At 44.4% G+C, this 21,801-nt stretch carries 15 protein-coding genes; 2 read left to right on the forward strand and 13 right to left on the reverse strand.

Annotated features, from left to right (window positions below; translation table 11 throughout):
• Window positions 1-33 precede the first annotated feature (33 nt).
• The 4 genes from LCH52_02405 to LCH52_02420 form a co-directional block, all read right to left on the reverse strand.
• Window positions 34-1,701 (reverse strand): hypothetical protein, encoded by a 1,668-nt coding sequence (locus LCH52_02405; protein MCA0387328.1) that lies wholly within the window; start codon window positions 1,699-1,701, stop codon window positions 34-36.
• 4 nt (window positions 1,702-1,705) lie between these two features.
• On the reverse strand, window positions 1,706-4,240 hold the full coding sequence (locus LCH52_02410; GenBank protein ID MCA0387329.1) for a WG repeat-containing protein: 2,535 nt from the start codon (window positions 4,238-4,240) through the stop codon (window positions 1,706-1,708).
• A 20-nt stretch (window positions 4,241-4,260) separates the two neighbouring features.
• On the reverse strand, window positions 4,261-5,274 hold the full coding sequence (locus tag LCH52_02415) for a WG repeat-containing protein (protein MCA0387330.1): 1,014 nt from the start codon (window positions 5,272-5,274) through the stop codon (window positions 4,261-4,263).
• A 116-nt stretch (window positions 5,275-5,390) separates the two neighbouring features.
• A complete protein-coding gene (locus tag LCH52_02420; GenBank protein MCA0387331.1) occupies window positions 5,391-5,579 on the reverse strand; it encodes a hypothetical protein in 189 nt (62 codons plus the stop codon).
• A gap of 823 nt (window positions 5,580-6,402) precedes the next feature.
• On the opposite strand from LCH52_02420, the gene LCH52_02425 reads away from it, so the two are divergent.
• Entirely contained in the window at window positions 6,403-8,070 is a 1,668-nt protein-coding gene (locus LCH52_02425; GenBank protein MCA0387332.1) for a hypothetical protein, read from the forward strand.
• Window positions 8,067-8,489, forward strand: coding sequence for a T9SS type A sorting domain-containing protein (locus LCH52_02430; GenBank protein MCA0387333.1), 423 nt, complete (start codon window positions 8,067-8,069; stop codon window positions 8,487-8,489). Before LCH52_02425 ends, LCH52_02430 begins: the two co-directional genes overlap by 4 nt.
• A gap of 2 nt (window positions 8,490-8,491) precedes the next feature.
• Here LCH52_02430 and LCH52_02435 read toward each other — a convergent pair whose 3' ends face one another.
• The 9 genes from LCH52_02435 to LCH52_02475 all read right to left on the reverse strand — a co-directional run bounded on the left by LCH52_02435 (window position 8,492) and on the right by LCH52_02475 (window position 21,765).
• Complete coding sequence (locus LCH52_02435; protein ID MCA0387334.1) at window positions 8,492-9,445, reverse strand: hypothetical protein; 954 nt, start codon at window positions 9,443-9,445, stop codon at window positions 8,492-8,494.
• Between the two features lie 121 nt (window positions 9,446-9,566).
• The gene (locus LCH52_02440; protein ID MCA0387335.1) at window positions 9,567-9,932 is read right to left on the reverse strand and encodes an MmcQ/YjbR family DNA-binding protein; all 366 of its coding nucleotides are present in this window, start codon (window positions 9,930-9,932) and stop codon (window positions 9,567-9,569) included.
• Window positions 9,929-10,186, reverse strand: coding sequence for a hypothetical protein (locus tag LCH52_02445; protein ID MCA0387336.1), 258 nt, complete (start codon window positions 10,184-10,186; stop codon window positions 9,929-9,931). Before LCH52_02445 ends, LCH52_02440 begins: the two co-directional genes overlap by 4 nt.
• Before the next feature lie 160 nt (window positions 10,187-10,346).
• Window positions 10,347-12,296, reverse strand: a complete 1,950-nt coding sequence (locus LCH52_02450) for a response regulator (GenBank protein MCA0387337.1) — start codon at window positions 12,294-12,296, stop codon at window positions 10,347-10,349.
• A 15-nt stretch (window positions 12,297-12,311) separates the two neighbouring features.
• Window positions 12,312-12,752: a response regulator gene (locus LCH52_02455; protein MCA0387338.1), complete on the reverse strand. Its 441-nt coding sequence runs from the start codon at window positions 12,750-12,752 to the stop codon at window positions 12,312-12,314.
• Complete coding sequence (locus tag LCH52_02460) at window positions 12,753-17,351, reverse strand: heavy metal translocating P-type ATPase (protein ID MCA0387339.1); 4,599 nt, start codon at window positions 17,349-17,351, stop codon at window positions 12,753-12,755.
• A gap of 234 nt (window positions 17,352-17,585) precedes the next feature.
• Window positions 17,586-18,614: a cytochrome d ubiquinol oxidase subunit II gene (gene cydB / locus LCH52_02465; GenBank protein MCA0387340.1), complete on the reverse strand. Its 1,029-nt coding sequence runs from the start codon at window positions 18,612-18,614 to the stop codon at window positions 17,586-17,588.
• 2 nt (window positions 18,615-18,616) lie between these two features.
• On the reverse strand, window positions 18,617-19,978 hold the full coding sequence (locus LCH52_02470; protein MCA0387341.1) for a cytochrome ubiquinol oxidase subunit I: 1,362 nt from the start codon (window positions 19,976-19,978) through the stop codon (window positions 18,617-18,619).
• Window positions 19,979-20,151: 173 nt separating this feature from the next.
• Window positions 20,152-21,765, reverse strand: a complete 1,614-nt coding sequence (locus LCH52_02475; protein MCA0387342.1) for a peptide chain release factor 3 — start codon at window positions 21,763-21,765, stop codon at window positions 20,152-20,154.
• Between the last annotated feature and the right edge of the window lie 36 nt (window positions 21,766-21,801).

Raw genomic sequence — 21,801 nt, forward strand, 5'->3', positions numbered from 1 at the left:
TTGTTTGATTCCGGCAGGAACCACTCCCGCCGGTTATTTTGTGCTGTTTTCTTCCTGATATGTGTAGATGTTGCGGCTGAATTTGATGCCAAGCTGCATCAGATTCGGCATATTAATGTCGTGATACTTCTGATCGAGTTTTACGAGCCAGGTGCAGAGTGACGGGTGATCGATACCCGTTTTGCTGAAACGGATAATAGAGACAATTATTTTGTTTCGTGGCCAGTTTTTGCAGATTACGGCTTCCTCTTCGCTTCCGGGAAACCGGGTGACCAGAAATCTTTCATCTGAGCGGATTGTTTCCACCACTTTTTTAGTGTTAAATCCTGCAAATCCGGCTATGATGTCGTCAATGCCTGTTTTTGGATGAAGCGTTTCGAGCATGTAGCTGCAGATAAAATCGGGGGTCTGGCTTAACAATTGCCTGTTTTTTTTATCCGGTGCCTTGAAACCATAATAGTTCCCTTCATAATATTGAATCAGTTTGATACTTTTCAGATTTGAAGTAAATCCCTCACTGCTATAGGAACGATAATTAGAAACATATTGATAAATTTGATCTTTACTGGCTATCCCACCTTGCGATTTAAGAATCTCAGAGACCAAATGTGGCAGCGTTTTTATTTTTGAGATATCAACTGAAGAGTGCGCAAACAATCTTCCGGCTGAATTTTGGATATTGTGAGCCCTCCTAAGGATGAAACCTAGCTCTTCTTTAGTTCTGAGTTTGTCAAAGACTTTTATGGTTTCTTCATATAAAAGAGCTAAATCTACAATTTTCTTTTCCCTTTCGAGAATTGCTTCCGCAAATTTTCTGATTGAATCCCATTCCTCGGGAGGGTAAATGGCGTGCCTGGCTATCCCAAAAACTTCATCACTTAACTGAAGAATCTCCCGGTTTGCACGCAGTGAGGAGAGGGCATCTGATTTATTACTTGGGATTCTGAAATTATGAGGTTTGAGTATTTCGAGAATTTCATCCAAACTTAATGCCCTGTCGCAGTGTTTGATAATTTTTTCCGCCAGATCCGAAAAATCAGCCCAATGGACGAGAAATAATTTCCCTTTTTCCTTTCTCGACGATATATATGGCGAATGAAGGAGGAACCTTATGCCGTGGAGCCTGGCAGATAATTCAGACCCGGTGATTGAGATATCTTCTTCTCTCAAAGGTATTTTTGCCATCCAGTCAATTACCTCAGTTACAGGAATCATGAACCGATGCTCAAATAATCGTTCGCATCTCTGCCTGTATTGAAAATATGGAAGATTGGAAAAACGCGAATAATTCCGGCTTACATTATGACGGGTTGGCAAATCGTTATAAAGATCAGACAACAACCCCGACAAAAACTCACTCGGGCACCAGTTGTTCTCAAAAAAGGAGTCCTCAAGAATTTGAAAGTTGTTACTCTCAAAATCAATTACTGAAACAAATAACCTGTCGCGCTCATTTTTTGTAGCCGATTTCATACTTCTTGAGAACTGATCACAAATCTGCCTGATTCTCTCTGGTGTAAGGTTGTGCTCTGCAGCGATGTCGGAATAATTTTTCCTTTGTGCAAATCTTTTTATGATCATCTCCTGTGTCTGTTGACTCTCCTTAAGGAAGAGACGGGCAGTTATCGCAGCGATGGTCTCGAGTGGGGTTTTCCCTTCGAAATCTGCTGACGGGGGAGAGTGGAATTCCGTTTTTTTCATATTTCTATTCCGTGATTAACCTGGTGTTTACGGGTGACGAAAGGTCGAGGTACCCCGTTGTTGTGACCGTCTCCAGATAGAGCAGTCCGTCCCCGAGGTCAGATACCCGGGTTGGTCTTAGTGGCTTCTGACCGCCCTGGTCCTCATATGAGGTGATAAGCCTTTGGGTTCTGACATTGAAAAGATGGTACCAGCCACCGGTATGCTTTAAGGCGATGAGGGATGTTTCGGTCATTTTATAAGCTGTATATACGGGTTCGACGAGCATTTCTCTTTTTGCATTTATCACCCCGAATTTACCATTAATTTTCACAATAAACGACATTTCGCCGATGTGTCTGATAAAATCGTATTCAAAAGGGATAAGGATGTTGCCGTTTTCATCAAATACGCCCCACTTCCCGCCTTCAGGAGTGGAAATGCAGCCTGAAGCCATGGTGCCGTCCCACGAGTGAAAATTCAGGAGCCTAAGCAGCAGTTCTTTGAATTCCAGCTCAGTGTTCATAATGATTGTTGAAGTGGCGGTAATCCCCAGGGCTTTCTTTTTCATAAACTGGGAGAGGGAGATGAATGCCGGCTCCACTGCAAGATCACCGTTTTTATCGATGAAGCCGAATCTTCCTCTGCAGACGACCCTTCTGTATCCCTCAACTTTGCACCTGTCATTTACGCACGGGTGAATTTCAGGGTCAAGGGGTTCGAACCGGGCATTGAGAATGGTACTCGCCTCAAAATTCGGACCATTCTCTGAAAGGAGATACGCTCCCTCTCCCCAATAAACCATCACGGGTTTGTTTGGCACGAAAACCGGTTTACTTCCATTTTCCAAAACGAGTGTTTCGCCGTTGAAAAAATGAAGATGCATCTCTTCCTTCTTATCCTCGGGATCAGCGTTTGATTTTTCGAGTGATTTAAGGAATTCGGCCTCCTCTTCCGGACTTAAACTCGCATCGTAATCGTCGTCATCATCATCGTCATCATTACCCGGGAAGCCAAAATCCAGTGGCTCATCGTCCGCTAAAAGGTCGCTGAGAAAATCAGCATGGTCCTGCGAAGAGGGTTCCTTTGCATCTTCCCCCTTTTGGATTATCCAGTCATACTGTCCGCCGGGAAATGTGTCGTTAAGTTCATCATCTTCATTCTGTAAAGTCAGGGATCGCATCCAATTTTCCGGGTCGTTCAAACTGTCCAAAGAAAATTCCCCCGTTTTTTTTCTGTATTCAGGGTCAATGTAGTTGAAATTACCATCCAGAACCGGCTCCTTTTCATCATTCTTCTCATCATTTTCAAGGAGATCATCCACGGGTATAGTACCGTGGGAAATGGTTTTGGTATAATCGGGTCTGTCAATAAAGCTGTTATATTTTTGCGGAGTATCTTTATCATCAGAGTCTGAACAAATCCAGTAGATATTTCGACGATCAGATTTTCTCGCAGTCATGGACCAGTAATTGTCGTCCTTTTGGACGATATATGCATCAATACCATCGATGTTAAAATAGTTTGCACCTTGTTGTGAAATATCTTTTGTTGACTCTCTGTTTTCGGGGTCTTCCAGATATCCGTCGCTGATCAGGAAACCTGAGGTGTTCGTTAGTTCAACGAGCGATTCGGTGGTTTTTGGCACTCTCTCCAAAACAGGTTCGTGCAGCACTTCGAGCCGGTTGTTTATGATGCCCCACTTCCCCCGGAGCCTTACAAGAAAGCAATTACTGTCGAGATACTTCACGCATTCAAAAACAGGAGGCAGAATCTGGTTTCCCTTCAAATCAAAGACTCCATAGTGGTATGAATCCCGGAATCCGGCAGAGGAATCAATTATCAGACCGACTTTGACAAAAGAAGGAGAGAGGTACGAGATACTGTCATAATACGCTGCCATCATATACTCCTGACGGGAAGTCATTGCAGTAAAGCCGGCTTCAAAACGACGGGAATAAACATAAACACCATTGGGGAGCTTCTCTGAAAACTCCAGTTTATGCATTTCGGGACTTGACAGGAAATTGCCGAATCCTTCCTGTGTGGGATAAATGTACCTGATGTTTTCCACAGGTCTGCCCTTCCGGTCAATCAAAAAGGTTTTGCCGTCTGTTGTCGTCACCCGGGCTATCCCGTGACGAAAGGGCTCTGTGAGACGGTACATGAAAGTATGAGCTGTTTCGAATCTTCCGTTCAAAAATCCGTAAAGGCCATCCTTCGCCGCAGGAACAAATCCCTCGGCAAGAGGGCCAAGGTAAGAGAACTGCGGCATAAGGAAGAACCTTCTGTCGAACGAAATAAATCCGATCTTTCCGTTAAGATGGAATTCGTAGCCCGACAGATCATCCCTTAAAACTATTTTATCGTATTTCGGATCAAGTATCACGACACCCGAAGTGTCAATCAGACCAAAACAGTTACCGTCAAAAACCTTTGCAAAGCTGCCGGTAAATGGCTCTGCCATCTCCCAAGCCGGCTCAATCACGAGTTTTCCGTAGATGTCTTTGAATCCCCAAAGACCATCGACCCGGTGTGGCATCAAATAACTTGTATGCATGATGTTAAAACCTTTCGTAATCAAATAATCTCAAGGATTTCGGGGATATCCTGAGGACAATTGTAATTGCACTCACCGATAAATTTACCGTCTTCTTTAACAAGCCCGTATTCCTCTTCGATCCTGATTATATATATATCATCTTTTAAGTGAATCATTTCCTTAAAAACAGCCGGTAGCAGCTTTTGACCCTCCACGGTATAAAGAGAGTAGTATTGGTCTCTAACAAGACAGCCTTCTGAAACAATAAAGCGATCGTGGGTGATCATCAAAATCTGTCTGGTGTAAAAGGGGGATACTAGCCTTCTGTTTTTATCAAAGAGGAAAATGTATCCATCGATGGTGCCCAGACTGAGGGTGTGCGGGGTCAGCTCGCTGTACAACTGCCAGGCTGATTCAGATGCGAAGTCAGTCCGGCAAAGATTCCTCGGGTTGCTGATTTCGTATATTTTAAAGTGGTTCCGACTGATATAGTGAACGAGGGTTTGTTGCTTAAGATTCCTCCATAAGAATCTTGCATCGGGTATTGTTACTTCATTCCCGTTAAGGTCAATATATTGTACCTTGTTATCTGTTGCAACAGTAGCAATATTTTGTTCAAAATCAGTCCCAAAAGAAAAGAGGGGAGGGATGACCACCTCCCCCTTCCCGTTAATGTAGCCGTAAAGACCGCGAACGGAGACAAGTGCACGGTCGTTATACAAACCCCCGATGGAGTTATAGAGGAGCCCTGAAAACTCCTCACAACCGTCGAGATAAAACCCCTTTTTTGTCCCACAGTGTACTATATATATTATTTGGCTTTCACTTCCCCAAAACCTTGCATCTATCCTGTTGTAGTATTTTTTTGTTATCAGTTTACCCTGTTTATTTATTAAACCAAATTTTTCCCCCAGTCTGACGCGTGCAAAGGCACCCTGGAAGGGCCCGATTGCATCATAGATACTCTCGGCGATAATTTCCCCTTTGCTGTTTATAAGGCCGGTCTTTCCGTTGCTTTTAAATGTGGTAACGCTTATTATCAAATTGCTCACTGTACTGTCTCCAATTTGTTGATAAAAACTTTTACTCCATCACCGGGGAGGTCGAATTAACCTGCCCTTACACCGTCACTTCAATAAAAACTGCGATTTTTGCTTAAAAACAGCTTTTATCTGAATAAACTCTTCAGAAACCAGATAACTAAAATTACCACCACCCAGAAACTTGCTGCGACAGAGAAGATATAGAAAATCAGATAAAACGGATCGATCAGATCAAAAAGGTAAAGGACGCAAAGTATCGCAAATCCGTAAAAGATTGTATTCCCGATGAAGCTGTTTTCGAACCAGTTAAGCATTTCTACTTGCCTTTTATTAAGTGGTAAAAAAGTCGTAATTCACCCGCAGCACAGGAAGAGAATTCAGGGTGCTTCTTCTTCAGGAGCCGGTAGTGAAGCCGGACAGGTGGAGAAGGATCAATTCACAAGACCGGTGAGAGACAGAAGAGAATCAGCCATTCACATGCCTCGACATGCTGTCAAGCGGAATGGTAAACTCCCGGTCAGACCCGGAATGAATTTACACTTTTATGGAGTAGAGAGTTTTTAGAGTAGAAGAGGAGAGTAGTGTAACAGAAGCCCTTGTGATTGTCAGATTTTTCATTTGAGAACCTTTCTTAATTTACGATGCAAATATCGGGATAAGTTGTGAAATAAAAAAGTCATTTTTCAGTGACCTGCTTTTCTTTTATTACAATTCCCCTTCTGCTATGATAGAGTGTGAAAATTTACACTTTTCCGGAAACTGAAGAAAATTTATTAAGGATGAATGTTTGAGGGCTGAATTTCTGAAGGATGAGAGATGAATGTGATGTTTGAAGTCAGAGGTTTGATGTTTGAAGGAGGACGCAGATACACGCAGATTCGACGGATTAACGCAGAGGGGTTTAATGGTTCCACAGATTTCACTGATTAAGCACAGATTCCACGGAAGGAATTTTCATCCTTCGGCCATCATCCCTCAAAAATTCATCCTTCCTCTTGCAATACAAAAAAAATATTTATATTTCAACCTGACTGTTTATAATTTATATTACCAAAAGAATAATTAGTAAGTTTACTGAATTATTTCGGTTGTCAGACATAATCGTCTCAAATTATATACAAATTACACGGTACCGGCATGTCAGCACGAAAAACATTGTTCCTGGTTTTGATTTCAATAAACATTTTAAATGCCCAGTGGTTATGGCAGAATCCTGCTCCGGTCGGGAGTCATCTTAATGATGTTTATTTTATTGATTCTTTGCAGGGTTGGGCTGTGGGATATTCGGGAGCTGTTGTCAGAACAACCGACGGTGGTGAAACCTGGGTACAACAACAAAGCGGGAAAAGTCTCTCCCTCTATTCGGTTTTTTTCACCGACTCCAAACATGGATGGATTTCAGGTGATAAGGGGACACTTCTTTATACTACAAACGGCGGCAGAAACTGGGACTCCGTTAACAGCGGAACGGAAGTGAAACTGAGTTCAGTCTGGTTCACCGATTCGCAAACGGGGTATGTCGTCGGGTCTTCCGGTACAATTCTAAAAACCACAAATGGCGGCATCGACTGGGTGGCATTAAACAGCGGTGTAACAAACTCTTTCAGTTGCATCAGATTTGTAAATTCCAAAACGGGGTGGATAGCCGGTTCCATGTCTTTTGTCCTTAAAACTGTTGACGGTGGAGCAATCTGGACACAATGTTCACTCGGGCAGTATATTTATTTAAGCGCGATTAGTTTTGTTGATACCCTCAGGGGGTGGGGTGCCGGCTATGAAGGAGTTATTGCCTGTACCACGGATGGTGGTTTGACCTGGACAGAGCAGCAGAGAGAGCATGAAATGCCGTTATATTCGGTTGATTTTTTTGATTCCTTGAATGGTATGGCTGTCGGGATTGGTGGAATCACCTGCAAGACCACGAATGGTGGAGTAACCTGGACCAAAAGATACAGTACAAACACGATGGTTCTGACTTCTGTAAAATGGCTTGACTCAAACAAACTCTACAGTATTGGGTGGGAGGGTACTTTTGCAAAATCGGTAAATGGCGGTAAAAACTGGGTATCAAAGAGAAGCGGCTTTACCGACTGGCTCATCTCACTGACAGCCATCGATGCTCAAACCGCCTGGGCTGTCGGACATCACGGCAGAATACTAAAAACATCCGACGGTGGTAAATTATGGAACGCAGTTGCCAGCCGCACTTCGTATAATCTTTTCGCCGTTGACTTCGTTGATGCACAAACAGGCTGGGCTACAGGGGAGGGAGCAATCATTATCAAGACAACGGATGGGGGGACATCCTGGTTTGAACAAAGTGTCGCGAAAACCGATTCTTTATTGAGCATACAATTTGTCAACCGTGATACCGGCTGGGTTGCAGGAACAAAGGGTACGGTAATGAAGACCACAAACGGTGGAACCGACTGGATCACGAAAGCAACCGGTACAGTCAGTGACATTTTCTCAGTCCGGTTTTCAGATGCCCTGAACGGCTGGCTTGCCGGAGACAACGGAACAATCATCAAAACCACCGATGGAGGGGAGTCCTGGACCGCAGTGAACACCGGCACCATCCATCTTTTTTTTGATATTCACATGAGTTCCAACGGAACCGGATGGGCAGTCGGATGGTTTTATGGTTTCTACAAGACAACTGACGGGGGGATAAAATGGAATCCCAGCTCCTCACCAGGACTGGAATCTTTTTCTTCACTCTTCTTTCTTAATGATCAGACAGGTTGGGTGGTGGGAAGAGGTGGCAGTCTCTTCAAACCACAAATAATGGTGTCAACTGGGTGAAACAGAACAGCGGGACAAATGCTCCATTAAACTCGGTATATTTTGTCGATTCTCTTACCGGCTGGATCGCGGGTCTCGGGGGAACGATCCTAAAAACGACTACGGGTGGAGTTTTTATAAATGAAAAACCGGAGGAGGAACTCCCCCAATCATTCTCTCTTTCACAAAACTACCCGAATCCGTTCAATCCTTCAACAGTGGTGAATTATTCACTCCCCGAGGGAGGTGTCGTTTGCATGAAATTATACAACATCCAAGGGAGAGAGGTTGCCACACTTCTGAATGAATTCAAGGCTGCGGGCAACCACTCCATCTCAATTGATGCTGCGAAATACGGACTTTCATCGGGTGTCTATTTTTACCGGATGACTTCGGGTTCAAACAGTGCGATTACAAAAAAGATGATACTGATCAGGTAAAACTATTCTTCTTCTTCATCTTCATAATCTTCGAAGAGGTCTATTTCTTCGATAAATTCTTCGACTACCCAGTCGGCATTGATGTTGTTGCGATCGCAGAAGGGCACGATATAACTGTCCATTGTTGCAATAAATTCATTGATGGTTTCCACCAGGGCTTGCATCTGCTCGCTGAACAGCACCTTATTATCCGCCGGATCAAATTTTTCCCGGAAAAGCAGGATATCCGTTAATGCAGTTTCATATTCACTTATCGGATCGTACAGAACCTCAATGAGAGCATTCAGGATAAGTTCCGGATTTTCTTTTTCGATTTCCTTGAGTTCGCTAAACAATATTTCCGCTTGCGCGGTGCTTACGGGGGTTGGGTTGCCTTCGGTTTCTTCAAGGAGAGTAAGCAATTCGTTATGCTTTGCAGCATGTTTTGCCAGAAGTGCCTGCTCCTGTTTTTCTGTCATTTTCACTTTTTTAAACTCGTCAGCGGGCAACTCCAGAACGGGTGACAGGGGAACCAGAAGATTGTAAAGATCGCTGCTTTCAAGTTCCGAAGTAAACTTTTTAAATGTGAATCCGTGCCGGTCGAGGAAAGGAATGAGTTCCTCTTTTCTGTATGCCTGCATTGTGCTTAGGGTGACCAGAAAAAACTCACTGAACTCCTTGAGCAAATCAGCGGGTTTCTCGTCCAAATTGAAATAATATTCCATCAGGAGGTTGTACATGTTCGACCTTAGCGCCTGAACGGGAACGATGAGAGTGTCAAATTCCTCTTCCAGGAACTCACTCAGAAGGGGTTTCTCGATTGCCTTCAGTTCCTGTTGCAGTTTTGCAAGTTTCTCCGGGACGGAAGTGTCGCCACCCTTGCTCTTTTTCCCTTTACTTTTGAATGTGCTTCTCAGCAGTTCAACATATTCAGTTCTCTTCTCGTATGAAAGTTCCAGTGCCTTTTCGAAATCCATTTTTTAGTCCTCTATCCTGCAGATTGCATTTTTGGAAAAATATTAATAATTAAAAGGGAAAATACGGACAGTTCAGTTAAGTTTGGGGGATTTTATAAATAATGAACAATACTATACTGATTCACATGTCCGTCTCAAGGCGTTTCAATTCCTCCTTTAGCTTTTTTGGAAGTGAGGCGACGATTAAATCGTAAGAGTGATCGATCAGTTCGAAGATGAGACTGAGCGGAACCGTGCCATCGAATGAGACGGTGTTCCAGTGCACCTTGTTCATGTGGTACCCGGGAGAGATGCCTTCGTACTCTTCCCGCAACTCCACCGCTCTCTCAGGATCACATTTCAGGTTAATTCCTTCCGGAGGCGAGAGGGAGATTATGGCGAAAATCTTCCCCATCACTTTATAGACGGGTGAATCCGCATCGAAAGGAAGGCTTTCTTCCACTCCCGGCTTTGAAAGGCACCGGTCTCTTGTTTGTTCGAGGGTCATTTAAAATGCTTTTTTGGGTTTCTGTCTTCGGGTTCTCTCCGATCGTCGGGGTTGAAGAGTTCAAAGGTTTCTGTTGTCTCCTGCCCGGTGGCCCCGGGATCATCGACTTTCAAAAGTGTATCTTCCTGAAGATTTTCGGTTGATTCGGCGGAATGACGCTTCAGGGTTCGTTCTTTTCTTTTCGAAAGGAGCATAAAAAGGAGAGGTGTAACGATTATGGTGAGAATAGCGAGAACAGTAAATATAATGATCATTGTAGTCAGCAAACTGAATTGATTAAACGGTTCGCAAACTTAGTTAGAATTTCATAAACTTACAAACTAAACCGAAGATATATTCGAATATTTAATTTCCCTACGCGGGAAAAGAATCCCGCCGGCGCTTTTAGTGACTTAAAGAAAAATCAAAAGCTTCCTACTTCAGAGCATTCTCCACTATTTCCACAACTTCAGCTTTCCGGTACGGTTTTGAAAGGTAATGGGTACAGCCTCCCCGAAGAAAATCGGCTTTGTCATTCCCCATGGCATATGCGGTAACTGCAACGACAGGGACGCCCTGGTATTCGGGCAGTTTTTTGATCTCTTTCACCACATCCATGCCGTTCATGCCGGTTCCAAGATTTATGTCCAGAAGAAAAATGTCATATTTTTTCGATTTGATCATTTCGATGGCTTTTTCACCGGTTTCAGCCATTTCCACATCACAAATTTTCCGAAGGAACAGTCCCATTACATCGAGATTTATCGGGTCATCTTCCACATAAAGTGCAACAGGTCTCTGCCCCTGTTTTCCCGAAAACACTCGATTGGGTGTTTCAGTTGTTACGCCGGGGGCAATTTCTTCTTCCCTGTCTGCATCCGGTGGTGTTTCCGGGAATTTGACAGTGAAAACAGAACCTTCACCCACCTCACTTTCGACTGATATGACACCATCCATAAGTTCAACGGTTCTTTTGGTGATCGTGAGTCCGAGTCCCGTTCCCTGATAATAACGGGATTTCCCCTCGCTCACCTGACGGAACTCTTCCCAAATCAGGTCGAAATTGGATTTTTCTATTCCAATTCCGGAATCTTTTACTTTCAGGTAAACCCATCCTTTACCCTCAATCTCTTCCTTTCCAATCTCGATGCCTACATTTCCCCTTTCGGTAAATTTAATGGCATTATCAACGAGGTTATAAAGGATTCTGTTTAGGAGCCGTTCATCCACACGGGAGAAAAGCTGCTCATTGTGAACAACTGTATCCAGTTTCAGATTTTTCTTCTCGATCTCAGGGATGAAGTCATCCAGACTGTGCCTTACCAGATCGACAATATTTACATCCTTGGCAAATACTGCAAGGTTTTCAGCTTCCGCTTCAGAAAGATCAAGGATGAAGTTGAGAGTTTCACTCAGTCTTTTGCCCGAGTCATAGATTCCCTGCGACATGCTTACAAGATCCGGGTCATCCAGGGTGGAAATCAGAATCTCCGAATAGCCCAAAATACCATTCAGGGGAGTCCGAAGTTCATGATTCATGTTCGCAAGAAAGTTCGATTTCATCCTGTTGAGCGCTTCGGCTTTATTCTTTGCTTCCAGAATCTCTCGGGCAGCCCGTTTGCTCTCGGTGATGTCCCTGAGGATAACCATTGTAAATATGTCACCATTCATCTCATAAGTGGAGACATGCACATCCATCTCGAAAGAAGTGCCGTCTTTTCGTAAACCGAGTGTTTCATAACCCGAAGGCACATTTTCCCTCTTTGCCCTTTTTACGATGTAATCGTGGACTTTCCCCCTTTCCCCGGGTGCAATCAAATCCTGGACAGGGATGCCGGCTATCTCGTCACTTGTTTCGTAGCTGAACAGTTTCACATAAGCAGGATTCACCATTATGTGAATACCATCTTTTGAGACCCCGATTGCATCGACTGAGTGCTCAAAAACATTTCGAAACCTTTTTTCGCTGGTTTCTTTGGCTTCTATTGCCTCCCGTTTTTGCCTGCGATGTTCCGCCTCTTTTAATTCCCGTTCAATTGCAGGTATCAATCTTTGAAGGTTCCCCTTCATTATGTAATCCTGAGCTCCTGATTTCATAGCCATTACAGCCACTTCTTCACCAATATTTCCGGAGATAATTATGAAAGGGATATCAGGGTCAAGTTCCCGGACCGTCCGGAGGGCAGAAATTCCATCAAACATCGGCATTGAGTAGTCGCTAAGAACAATATCCCAGCGCTGCTGTTTGAAAGCGTTCAGCAGGTCCTCTTTGGTCTCTACCTGGGAGAATTGAGGTTCATAGTTGCCCTGCCTCAGTTTCATGAGCAACAGTTCCCTGTCGTCTTCTGAATCCTCGACAATTAAAACACGGAGTGGGGTTTTCATACTTTTCCCGGATGATTATTTGTTGAATGATTTTTGAGGAGCTTCGTTGAGCATTAGCCAGTATATCCCGATATTGCTTGCCACTTCAACAAATTTTAGAAAATCGACAGGTTTTCTTATAAAGCTGTTGGCACCAAGTCCATAGCTGGCAAGAATATCCTCCTCCTCGTTCGACGATGTAAGAATGACCACGGGGATAAATCTTGTTTTTTGATTCTCTCTGATTCTTTTTAACACTTCCAAACCGTCGATTTTCGGAAGTTTAAGGTCCAGAATTATCAAAGCCGGCAATTCTGAATCGTTGCCTTTTCTTTCGAAAAGGTAGTCGACGGCTTCCTGCCCGTCCCGTGCCACATCAATTTTGTTAGTTATGTTATTCTTTTTCAGAGCTCGAATAGTCAGCAATTCATCATCAGAATTATCTTCAACCAGCAGAATTGTTTTATTGATAGCCATTTAGTGCTCCTTATCAGAGTTTAGAGTGAAATAAAAAACAGTACCTTCTCCAACTTTACTCTCCGCCCATACATCACCTTTGTGACGCCGGATAATGCGTTGAACTGTAGCGAGACCCACACCTGTACCGCTGAATTCATCGGCTCTGTGGAGGCGCTGGAAAGGTGTAAAAAGTTTATCGATATATTCCATGTTGAAGCCGGCGCCGTTGTCTTTCACGAAGTATGTCTTTCTTCCGTTTATTGTAGTCAGCCCGAATTCAATGGTTGCTTTTTCTTTTTTAGAGCTGAATTTCCATGCGTTGTTCAGCAGATTTTGAAGTACGGCTTCCATCAGGGTGGGGTCTGCCTGGTCGACCATGTCGGGAGTGATCGAGATGTCGACAATTCTTTCCGGCTCCCTCTCTTTCAATTCCTGACAGATTGCTGAAGCGATATCCGAAAGATTTACCTGCTTCAATTTCATTTCCGCCCTGGTTAAGCGGGAGAGACTGAGCATTTCATCGATCAGTTGACCCATTCTTTGAGCATTAAATCTTAGCCGGTTTAGGTACATCTGCCCCTGATCGTCAAAATGGTCAGAATATTCCTCGAGAAGAGCCTGACTGAATCCGTCGATACTTCTCAATGGTGCTCTTAAATCGTGCGACACAGAGTAGCTGAAAGATTCAAGTTCCTTGTTGGTGGCTGCAAGCTGTGAAGTCCTTTCCTCCACCCTGTGCTCAAGCTGCTGGTTCAGCTCCCTTATCTCGTTTTCTGCCAGAATTCTTGCAGTGAGATCGACGCCGCATGAATAGTTCTTTTCACCGAGTGTAATAAAAGTCCAGGATATGTTTCGTTTCGAGCCATCCTTACAGGTGACTATAGACTCGAAAGGAGGAATTTTTGTTTGTGTGGCGATGGCATGGTCGACCATTCTCATCCATTCCTCAGAGATAGCCTTTCGATAGTTCTCATCAGGATATGCGAGGGGCCACCAGTCGTTTCCTGAACCGACCTCCTTTTCCGTATAACCGAAAAGCCTGACGAATTCGGGGTTAATGTATTCTGTAAATTGTTCGACTCCCGTTGAAAGATGGATAGCCACAGGAATTGTCTCGATCATCGTACGGAACTGTTTCTCGCTCTCTCTTAAGGCTATTTCAGCAGACTTTCTTTCAGTTATATCATTTCCCTGTGCAATGGTAGCCCTAATTTCAATATCATTTTTATCGAGGACATTGGCAGAGTTCCACAGAACCGTTCTGATTTCACCATCTTTTCTGAGGATTTCGATTTCAACCGATTCCCATCTTTCCCCCTCGGATGTCTTTCTGATTAATTCCAGCGAGTCTTCCGCTGTCTCGGGAGGGAAGAGAAAATCGAGCTTTTTACCAATAACTTCCTCCTTGGAGTATCCACTGAGATTTTCGAATGCATGATTAAACCGGGTGATGGCAAGAGCCGGATCCCAAACAATAATCGGTGCATTAGCATAATTGAAGAGGTTTTCGAGATACTCGTTAGTTTCATGGAGAGCGGCTTCAGCTTTTAGTCTTTCCCTTATTTCATTTACAAGATTTTCGTTTGCAACAAGAAGTTCAGCCGTTCTTTCAGCTACTCTTTGCTCCACCTCTTTATAGGCTTTTTGGAGTTCAGTTTGAGTAAAAATCAGTTTTTCCTTTTCGCTCTGAAGCTCCGAGTTCAATTGTTTCAATTGTTCGGGGCTCGGAATTGCCAGAAGTTTAGGCAGAATGGGCCAGACTATAATTGCTGTTGAGACAGAAATGACGGCACATGCTGCATCCACCGATGCCTGCCACCAGTCGACCGACCACCACAATCCGATAATATGGACTACATGGGTGGTTCCGCAGGCAAGAATAAACAATCCGAAGAGGACAAGAATCCAACTGAACGGGAGATCTTTTCTTTTACGAATAAAAATAACAAGAAAGACCGGTATCGAGGCATAGGAAATTGCAATGAGTCCGTTCGAAATCGCCATCACCATCATAAGAAGTGGTGTCATACCCGTCTCGATTACATTTTTTATCTCCATTTCGCTCTTCGACATGGCGAGCATCGGAAGAGTAATAAGAACCGCGAGAGAAATGGTCGGGAGCGCAAGTCTTGGTATCAGCTCAATCGATTGCCTGGCGATCGATTTTGGAGGTTCGAAAGTTCTCACTTTATACCCCTTTAACCGGAGGCTGTTTGAAACAACAAATATGGAACTGAATGCCATTGCACCGGCGGCAAACATCGGGCTGAGGAGTCCGAATCCCGCAACCGGAATCAGGGCAATGTTATAAAAAAGAGCCCAGATGAGGTTTTGAACAATGGTTTCGGAAGTGCCGCGGGAGAGGGAAATTGCCTTGCCGATGCCGGTAAGGTCGCCGCTTATCAGAGTGATTCCGGCTGCAGCAATGGCGATATCCGTGCCTGTCCCAATTGCTATCCCAACATCTGCCTGAGCAAGAGCAGGGGCATCATTAATTCCGTCTCCAACCATTGCGACAACGGGAGAAGAGTAATTCCCGAGAGACCGGGCATTCTGCATTTCTTTAATTGCATCAACTTTACCGCCCGGTGGCACCTCAGCTATTACTCTTGAGATACCAACCTGTTTCGCTATTGAATTGGCTGTCGATTTGTTGTCGCCTGTTATCATCACCACTTCAATGCCAAGCTGCTGAAGTTCGGCAATGGCTTCCGCTGAACCTGCTTTTACAGTATCAGCTACCGCAATAATGCCAATCACTTGAAGAGGGAGGTTGTTTACCGGATCGGAGATGGTAACGGTCATCACCGTTTTTCCATCTTCCTCGAGAGGCAGAATCTCCTTTTCGAGTTGCCGGAGATCCAAGCCGTCATTCTTCATCATACGGGAGTTGCCGATCGAAATGGTCTTGTCGCCAACCAGTGCTCTTACACCAAAGCCGGCGAACGCCCTGAACTTTGAAGGTCGCAAAGGATTAAGACTTCTTTCCTCAGCGGCTCTCACAATCGCTCTGCCTATGGGGTGTTCCGAACCCTTCTCCGCACAGGCAGCAAGATGAAGAACCTCGTTTTTTGTGTATCCGTTCAGGGGAATAATATCCTTTACCTGTAGTTCGCCTGTTGTGATGGTGCCTGTTTTGTCGAGCACCACAATATTGATTCTACTTGCTTTCTCGAGAATTTCGCTGTTCTTGAAGAGAATTCCGTTTTCCGCCCCTTTTGAGGTACCGACCATGATTGCTGTCGGGGTTGCCAGACCAATTGCACACGGGCATGCGATCACAAGAACTGCTATCGCATTTATCATCGCCCCTGCCCAATCGAGTTGAGCTACATAAATCCATCCTGTGAAAGTGAAAAATGCGAGGGCAATTATTAGCGGTACAAAATATTTGCCGATTTCATCCGTTAATTTCTGAATTGGTGCCTTGCTTCCCTGCGCCTCTTTTACAAGCCGGATTATATGTGCGAGGGTGGTGTTTTTACCCACATTTACAGCCTCAAACTTTATTAACCCTTCACGGTTTATGGTGCCGCTAAACACTTTATCACCGGGACCCTTGCTTACCGGCATCGACTCTCCCGTTATCATCGACTCTTCAAACGCCGACTTGCCTTCACACACCACCCCGTCAACGGGTGCCCTTTCACCCGGTTTAAGAAGCACCACATCCCCAAAAACCACATCATTCACATCAACGGTCATCTCTGTGCCGTTCCGAATAACAGTTGCAGTTTTTGCCTGTAAACCAAACAGGACTCTTAATGCATCAGTGGTTCTGCCTTTGGCTTTTGTTTCGAGATATTTCCCGAGTCTGATGAACGCAATTATTGTCGCTCCCGTCTCAAAATATACATTCGGGCTATTTATGATACCGAGTACAACCAGAAGACTCGAGAGATATGCCACCGAAGAGCCAAGAACAATGAGCACATCCATGTTGGCTCTTCCAAGCCGGAGACTGTGGTATGCCCCGGAATAGAACCTGCCACCGACATAAAACTGCACAATTGTTGCAACAGCGAGCATTGCATAAAGATCATATTCAAAACCGACCACCTTAAAATCGCGAAGCATGCTGTAGATGATGAGTGGAATGGTAAAAATCAGACCTGTTATCATCAATCGCCTTTGTCTTTTTAGTTCCGAAGCTCGGATTTCAGATTCAACATCCTTAAATTCTTCAGAACCATCAGTTTTTACGAGGTCAAATCCTGCCTTGCGAATCAGAGAGAGGAGTTCGGAAAGATTTGTCATTCCGGGGAAGTATTCGAGAATTGCTGTTTCGGAAGAGTAGCTGATATTTGCGGCTACCACTCCTTCGTGAGATTTAATCAGTCCGGAGAGATTTTGTGCATCAGTTTCGTCAGTCATCCCCGTGATCACCACCTCCACTTTAGCGGTGGAAACTCCATAGCCAATACGCTTGATGAATGCGATTATATCGTTTTCGGCAAGAAGTCCGTGATCGAAGGAGACATGAAGGTTTTCATTTGCATAATCGACGCGGGCTTCGAGAATACCTTTTAGCTTCCCAAGGCTCATCTCAATGCCTGACACACAGTTCGTGCATGTCATTCCTGTCAGAGGCATGATAACATTCTTTATGTTATTCATATTTATAACTTCCGGGGGTTTTATTGCTGTGATGTACCGCCTGCCACAATGCCCTGAACAACCTGCAAAGGATTTTTCAGAATTACAATTTAAACTATGAAAAATTCATTTAATTTGCAATCAAATAATTACAAATCTAATATTGAACATTGCCAAGCTGGTTGTGTATAAGAAATACTGTCGAAGCGGTTATGGTTTTCGTCAGAGCTGAATTTTACGACTCACGAATGACGATCAATAACTCATATGATCAAGTTTCACTTTTCCCCGGAAAACCCAGTAAATACTGATTGTATAGGCGAGGACAAATGGAATTCCGATGATTGCCATGGTTAGCATTGTTTCCAGTGTTTTTTCGGAGGATGCAGCATTGTATATCGTCAGATTATATTCGGGTGAAATTGAAGAGATTAGAAAGTTGGGGAAAAGCCCGACCGCAAAAAGTGCCATAAGGCTTAGAATTGCTGCCGATGAAGAGAGGAAGGCAAAGAAATCCTTACCCCGGTTTATCTCGCGAGGGATGTTTGCTATTGCAAGCATATTCAGAATTGCAAGAGCAAAAAATGCCGGGTGCTGTCTGAAAGGCTCAACCATGTGAGGGATGTAGATAAGGGTTGCCATCGTTGCGGTTACATAGGTGATCACAAAGAAGATAATCGTGTTGTTTATCCACCCGCGAACCTGTTTTTGGAGTTCCCCGTCTGTTTTCATTGCGAGGTAGATTGAACCGTGCATCATGAAGGCGGCGAGGGTTGTCAGTCCGACAAGCAGAGCATATGGATTCAACATGTCAATCACACTGCTGTAGAGCTCCTTGTCTTTCCCTATTGGTAAACCGAGAATTACATTACCGATTGTTATACCGATGAGGAGGGAAATAACCATACTTGAGATCGAAAAAGCCCTGTCCCAGCCTGCCCGCCATCTTTTCCCCTCGCTTTTACTCCTCACTTCTATCGAGACCGCCCGAAAAATCAGCACAAAAAGCAACAGCATAAAAGGGATGTAGAACCCGGAAAAAGCAGTGGCATATACATCAGGAAATGCTGCAAAGAGGGCACCGCCTCCCGTTACAAGCCACACTTCGTTACCGTCCCAGACAGGTCCGATGGAGTTAAGTAGAATTCTCCGGTCAAGGTCCGATTTGGTAAGGAGATGAAGAGACCCGACACCAAGGTCGAAGCCATCGAGAATACCGTAACCGGACAGCAGTACGCCGATCAGGATGAACCATATCGTGTTTATGTCTAAAGTAAATTCCATCGCTACTCCATCAACCTTGGTTTTTCGCTGAAATCAAGTTCCACTACATGATCATCGGGACCGTGTTTTATCTTCTTGTCCAACAGATAAAGGAAGACCACAAAAAGTCCCGCATAGATCAGGGTAAAAAGCACCAGTGAAAAAATAATGTGCTCCGATGTGACAACTTTCGACAGACCGTCTGAAGTTTTGAGCAGACCGTAAACAATCCATGGTTGCCGTCCGATTTCGGCGGTATACCAGCCAAGCTGATTGGCAATCTGTGGCAAAAGAACCGAAACGACGAGGACTTTAAGCCAGAGAGCTGAAGTGAAAAGTTTCCCCCGCCAAAGAAGGAAAAGGGAAATCAGGACAAGACCAATCAGTGTAAACCCGATAGCCACCATGGTATGGTAGGTCTGAAAAGTCATCTGCACAGGGGGAGTTTCACCCTTTGGGAAACTGTCGAGCCCCCTGATCGGGGTTTTGGTATCTCCATGGATCAAAAAACTTAACATTCCGGGAATAGCGATACCCGTGACAGTTTTATCTTTTTCGTTAACCCAGCCGAACATGTAAAGGTCGCCCGGAGCGAGGGAGTCATAATGAGCTTCGAATGCTGCCAGTTTCGCCGGTTGGTTTTTTGCGACTCCCGAAGCGCTCGAATGACCTGTAAAAAGCTGAAAGAATACACCAAAAAATGCAACTCCGAGTGCAATTTTCATTCCTGCTTTTGCAATGTCTTCATGTCGCTTTTTTAGCAGGTAGTATGCGCTCACCGAAACTACAAGAAAAGCTCCGGCGAGAAATGATCCGCCGAGTGTATGGGAAAGGCGGTCGACGCTTGATGGATTAAAAACCATTGCCCAGAAATCGGTTATCTCCGCTCTTGCAACACCTCCGTTCTCAACGATGTGATATCCGGCGGGGGTCTGCTGCCATGAGTTTGCGACAACTATCCATACAGCGCTGAGCATTGATCCGAGAGAAACCATACAGGTTGAAAAGAAATGAACCCGTGGACTCACTTTGTTCCAGCCAAAAAGAAGTATCGCCAAAAAACCTGACTCGAGAAAAAAGGCAAATATCCCTTCTGCTGCGAGGGCGCTTCCAAAGATATCACCTACAAACCGGGAGTAGGTTGACCAGTTGGTGCCAAACTCGAATTCCATAACAATTCCGGTGGCAACCCCCATTGCAAAAGTCAGTGCGAATATCTTCACCCAGAATTTTGTCATTATCTCATACATCTTGTTCCCCGTTTTCAGATACAGACCCTCCATGATCACAAGGATAAGTCCAAGACCTATACTAAGTGGTGGATAGATGTAGTGAAATGAGATTGTAAAAGCAAACTGGAGTCGCGCCCAAAGTTCGGTTGTCATAACTGTTTCAGATATAGTGATCCAAATATTAAAGGAATCTTACAATTAATCTAAAATTGTGTCCAAATATAGGAAATATCGAGGTACGGAAATGTGTTAAAACGGGGTTGAAATATTCGAGGCTCTCAATACAACAAATCGGGAGCCTCTCGAGGGAAAATCAGAGGGATTACTTAAGCAATCTTTTCCATTTCCACTGTCTCAGGGTTGTGTTCCACGCTGAAGAGAAACTGTGCTTTCGGGTTTTTCTCTTTGGCAAGTTCAAGCTGGTAGACTGATTCAGCCAAAAAGGTGAGGTTTTTATGTTTGTCGTGGAAAAGATTGTGGGAGCGAAGTCTCAGCAATTCTGAAATGTCGTCGATGGAGTCGTATTTGACCCAGCAGGCTCTGTCGTAGTTCAGCGGTCTGAAACGGCAGTCCGCACCATACTCGTTGATCAGGCGATACTGGATAACATCAAACTGCAGTTCACCGACAGTGCCGACTACTTTTCTGTTTGTCGAGGTTTGCAGAAAAACCTGTGCCAGACCTTCATCGGTCAACTGCAGAATTCCCTTCTCCAGTTGTTTCGATTTAAGCGGATCGTTGAGCACCAGTTCCTTGAATATTTCGGGGGAGAAAGAGGGAATTCCCTTGAACATGAACTTCTCCCCTTCGGTAAGGGTATCACCGATCTTGAAAATGCCGGAATCATACAAGCCGATTACATCACCGGGAAATGCTTCCTCGATCAGATTTTTATCCTGTGCCATAAAGGTTGCAGGATTAGCAAATCTGATATTTCTGTCGAGACGGACATGGTGATAAAACTTGTTTCTCTCAAATTTACCCGAACAAACCCTGAGGAAAGCGATTCTGTCACGGTGTTTCGGGTCAAGATTCGCGTGAATTTTGAAAACAAAACCTGAGAAAATGTCACTTCCGGGTTCAATTCTTCCTTTTGTGGAATCGCGGTGTCTTGGGTTGGGTGCAATTTTAATAAAAATATCGAGCAGTTCCCTGACGCCGAAATTATTGAGTGCGCTCCCAAAAAAGACTGGGGCAAGCGAACCGTTCAGATACTCCTCTTCAACAAAATCACCGTAAACGCCGTTGATAAGGTCAAGTTCATGATCAAGTTTTTCAGCGTCTTTTCCGAAAAGTTTTACAAACTCGGGGTCGCGGGGACCTGCGAAAGTCTCCACATCCTTTTCGACTGTTTGTTTACTCGGACTGAAGAAGTTGAATGTATTTTCGAAAATATTGTAAACTCCCTTGAACTCTTTTCCCATACCGAGAGGCCAGCTAAGGGGTCTTACCCTGATATCAAGTTTTGCCTCTATTTCATCCAGCAGTTCAACGGGGTCGCGACCCTCCCGGTCAAGTTTGTTTATAAAAACAATCACAGGGGTCTCCCTCATCCGGCAGACCTTCATCAGTTTTTCCGTCTGCTCCTCAACACCTTTAACGCAATCGATAACAAGAATTACGCTGTCGACCGCTGTCAGGGTTCTGTAGGTATCCTCGGCAAAATCCTTGTGACCCGGGGTGTCAAGAAGATTGATTTTCTCCCCTTTGTAACTGAAGTTCATCACCGATGTGGTTACAGAGATACCACGCTGTTTCTCTATCTCGAGAAAGTCGGAGGTGGCGGTTTTCTTAATTTTGTTTGATTTTACCGCTCCTGCAACCTGAATTGCACCACCAAAAAGGAGGAGCTTCTCGGTTAAAGTCGTCTTTCCCGCATCGGGATGGCTGATAATTGCGAAAGTTTTTCTGCTGTTTATCTGTTTTGATATACTTGTCATTGTTCGAAGTTAAATTGCTAAAAAGGGATAAAAACG

This window comes from Bacteroidota bacterium (assembly GCA_020161395.1).
GTDB lineage: Bacteria > Bacteroidota > Ignavibacteria > Ignavibacteriales > Ignavibacteriaceae > UTCHB3.

Coding starts and splice junctions, on each gene's coding strand:
- LCH52_02405 (MCA0387328.1), bottom strand. CDS start 1,701: ATGAAAAAAACGGAATTCCACTCTCCCCCGTCAGCAGATTTCGAAGGG.
- LCH52_02410 (MCA0387329.1), bottom strand. CDS start 4,240: ATGCATACAAGTTATTTGATGCCACACCGGGTCGATGGTCTTTGGGGA.
- LCH52_02420 (MCA0387331.1), bottom strand. CDS start 5,579: ATGCTTAACTGGTTCGAAAACAGCTTCATCGGGAATACAATCTTTTAC.
- LCH52_02425 (MCA0387332.1), top strand. CDS start 6,403: ATGTCAGCACGAAAAACATTGTTCCTGGTTTTGATTTCAATAAACATT.
- LCH52_02435 (MCA0387334.1), bottom strand. CDS start 9,445: ATGGATTTCGAAAAGGCACTGGAACTTTCATACGAGAAGAGAACTGAA.
- LCH52_02440 (MCA0387335.1), bottom strand. CDS start 9,932: ATGACCCTCGAACAAACAAGAGACCGGTGCCTTTCAAAGCCGGGAGTG.
- LCH52_02445 (MCA0387336.1), bottom strand. CDS start 10,186: ATGATCATTATATTTACTGTTCTCGCTATTCTCACCATAATCGTTACA.
- LCH52_02450 (MCA0387337.1), bottom strand. CDS start 12,296: ATGAAAACCCCACTCCGTGTTTTAATTGTCGAGGATTCAGAAGACGAC.
- LCH52_02455 (MCA0387338.1), bottom strand. CDS start 12,752: ATGGCTATCAATAAAACAATTCTGCTGGTTGAAGATAATTCTGATGAT.
- LCH52_02460 (MCA0387339.1), bottom strand. CDS start 17,351: ATGAATAACATAAAGAATGTTATCATGCCTCTGACAGGAATGACATGC.
- cydB (MCA0387340.1), bottom strand. CDS start 18,614: ATGGAATTTACTTTAGACATAAACACGATATGGTTCATCCTGATCGGC.
- LCH52_02470 (MCA0387341.1), bottom strand. CDS start 19,978: ATGACAACCGAACTTTGGGCGCGACTCCAGTTTGCTTTTACAATCTCA.
- LCH52_02475 (MCA0387342.1), bottom strand. CDS start 21,765: ATGACAAGTATATCAAAACAGATAAACAGCAGAAAAACTTTCGCAATT.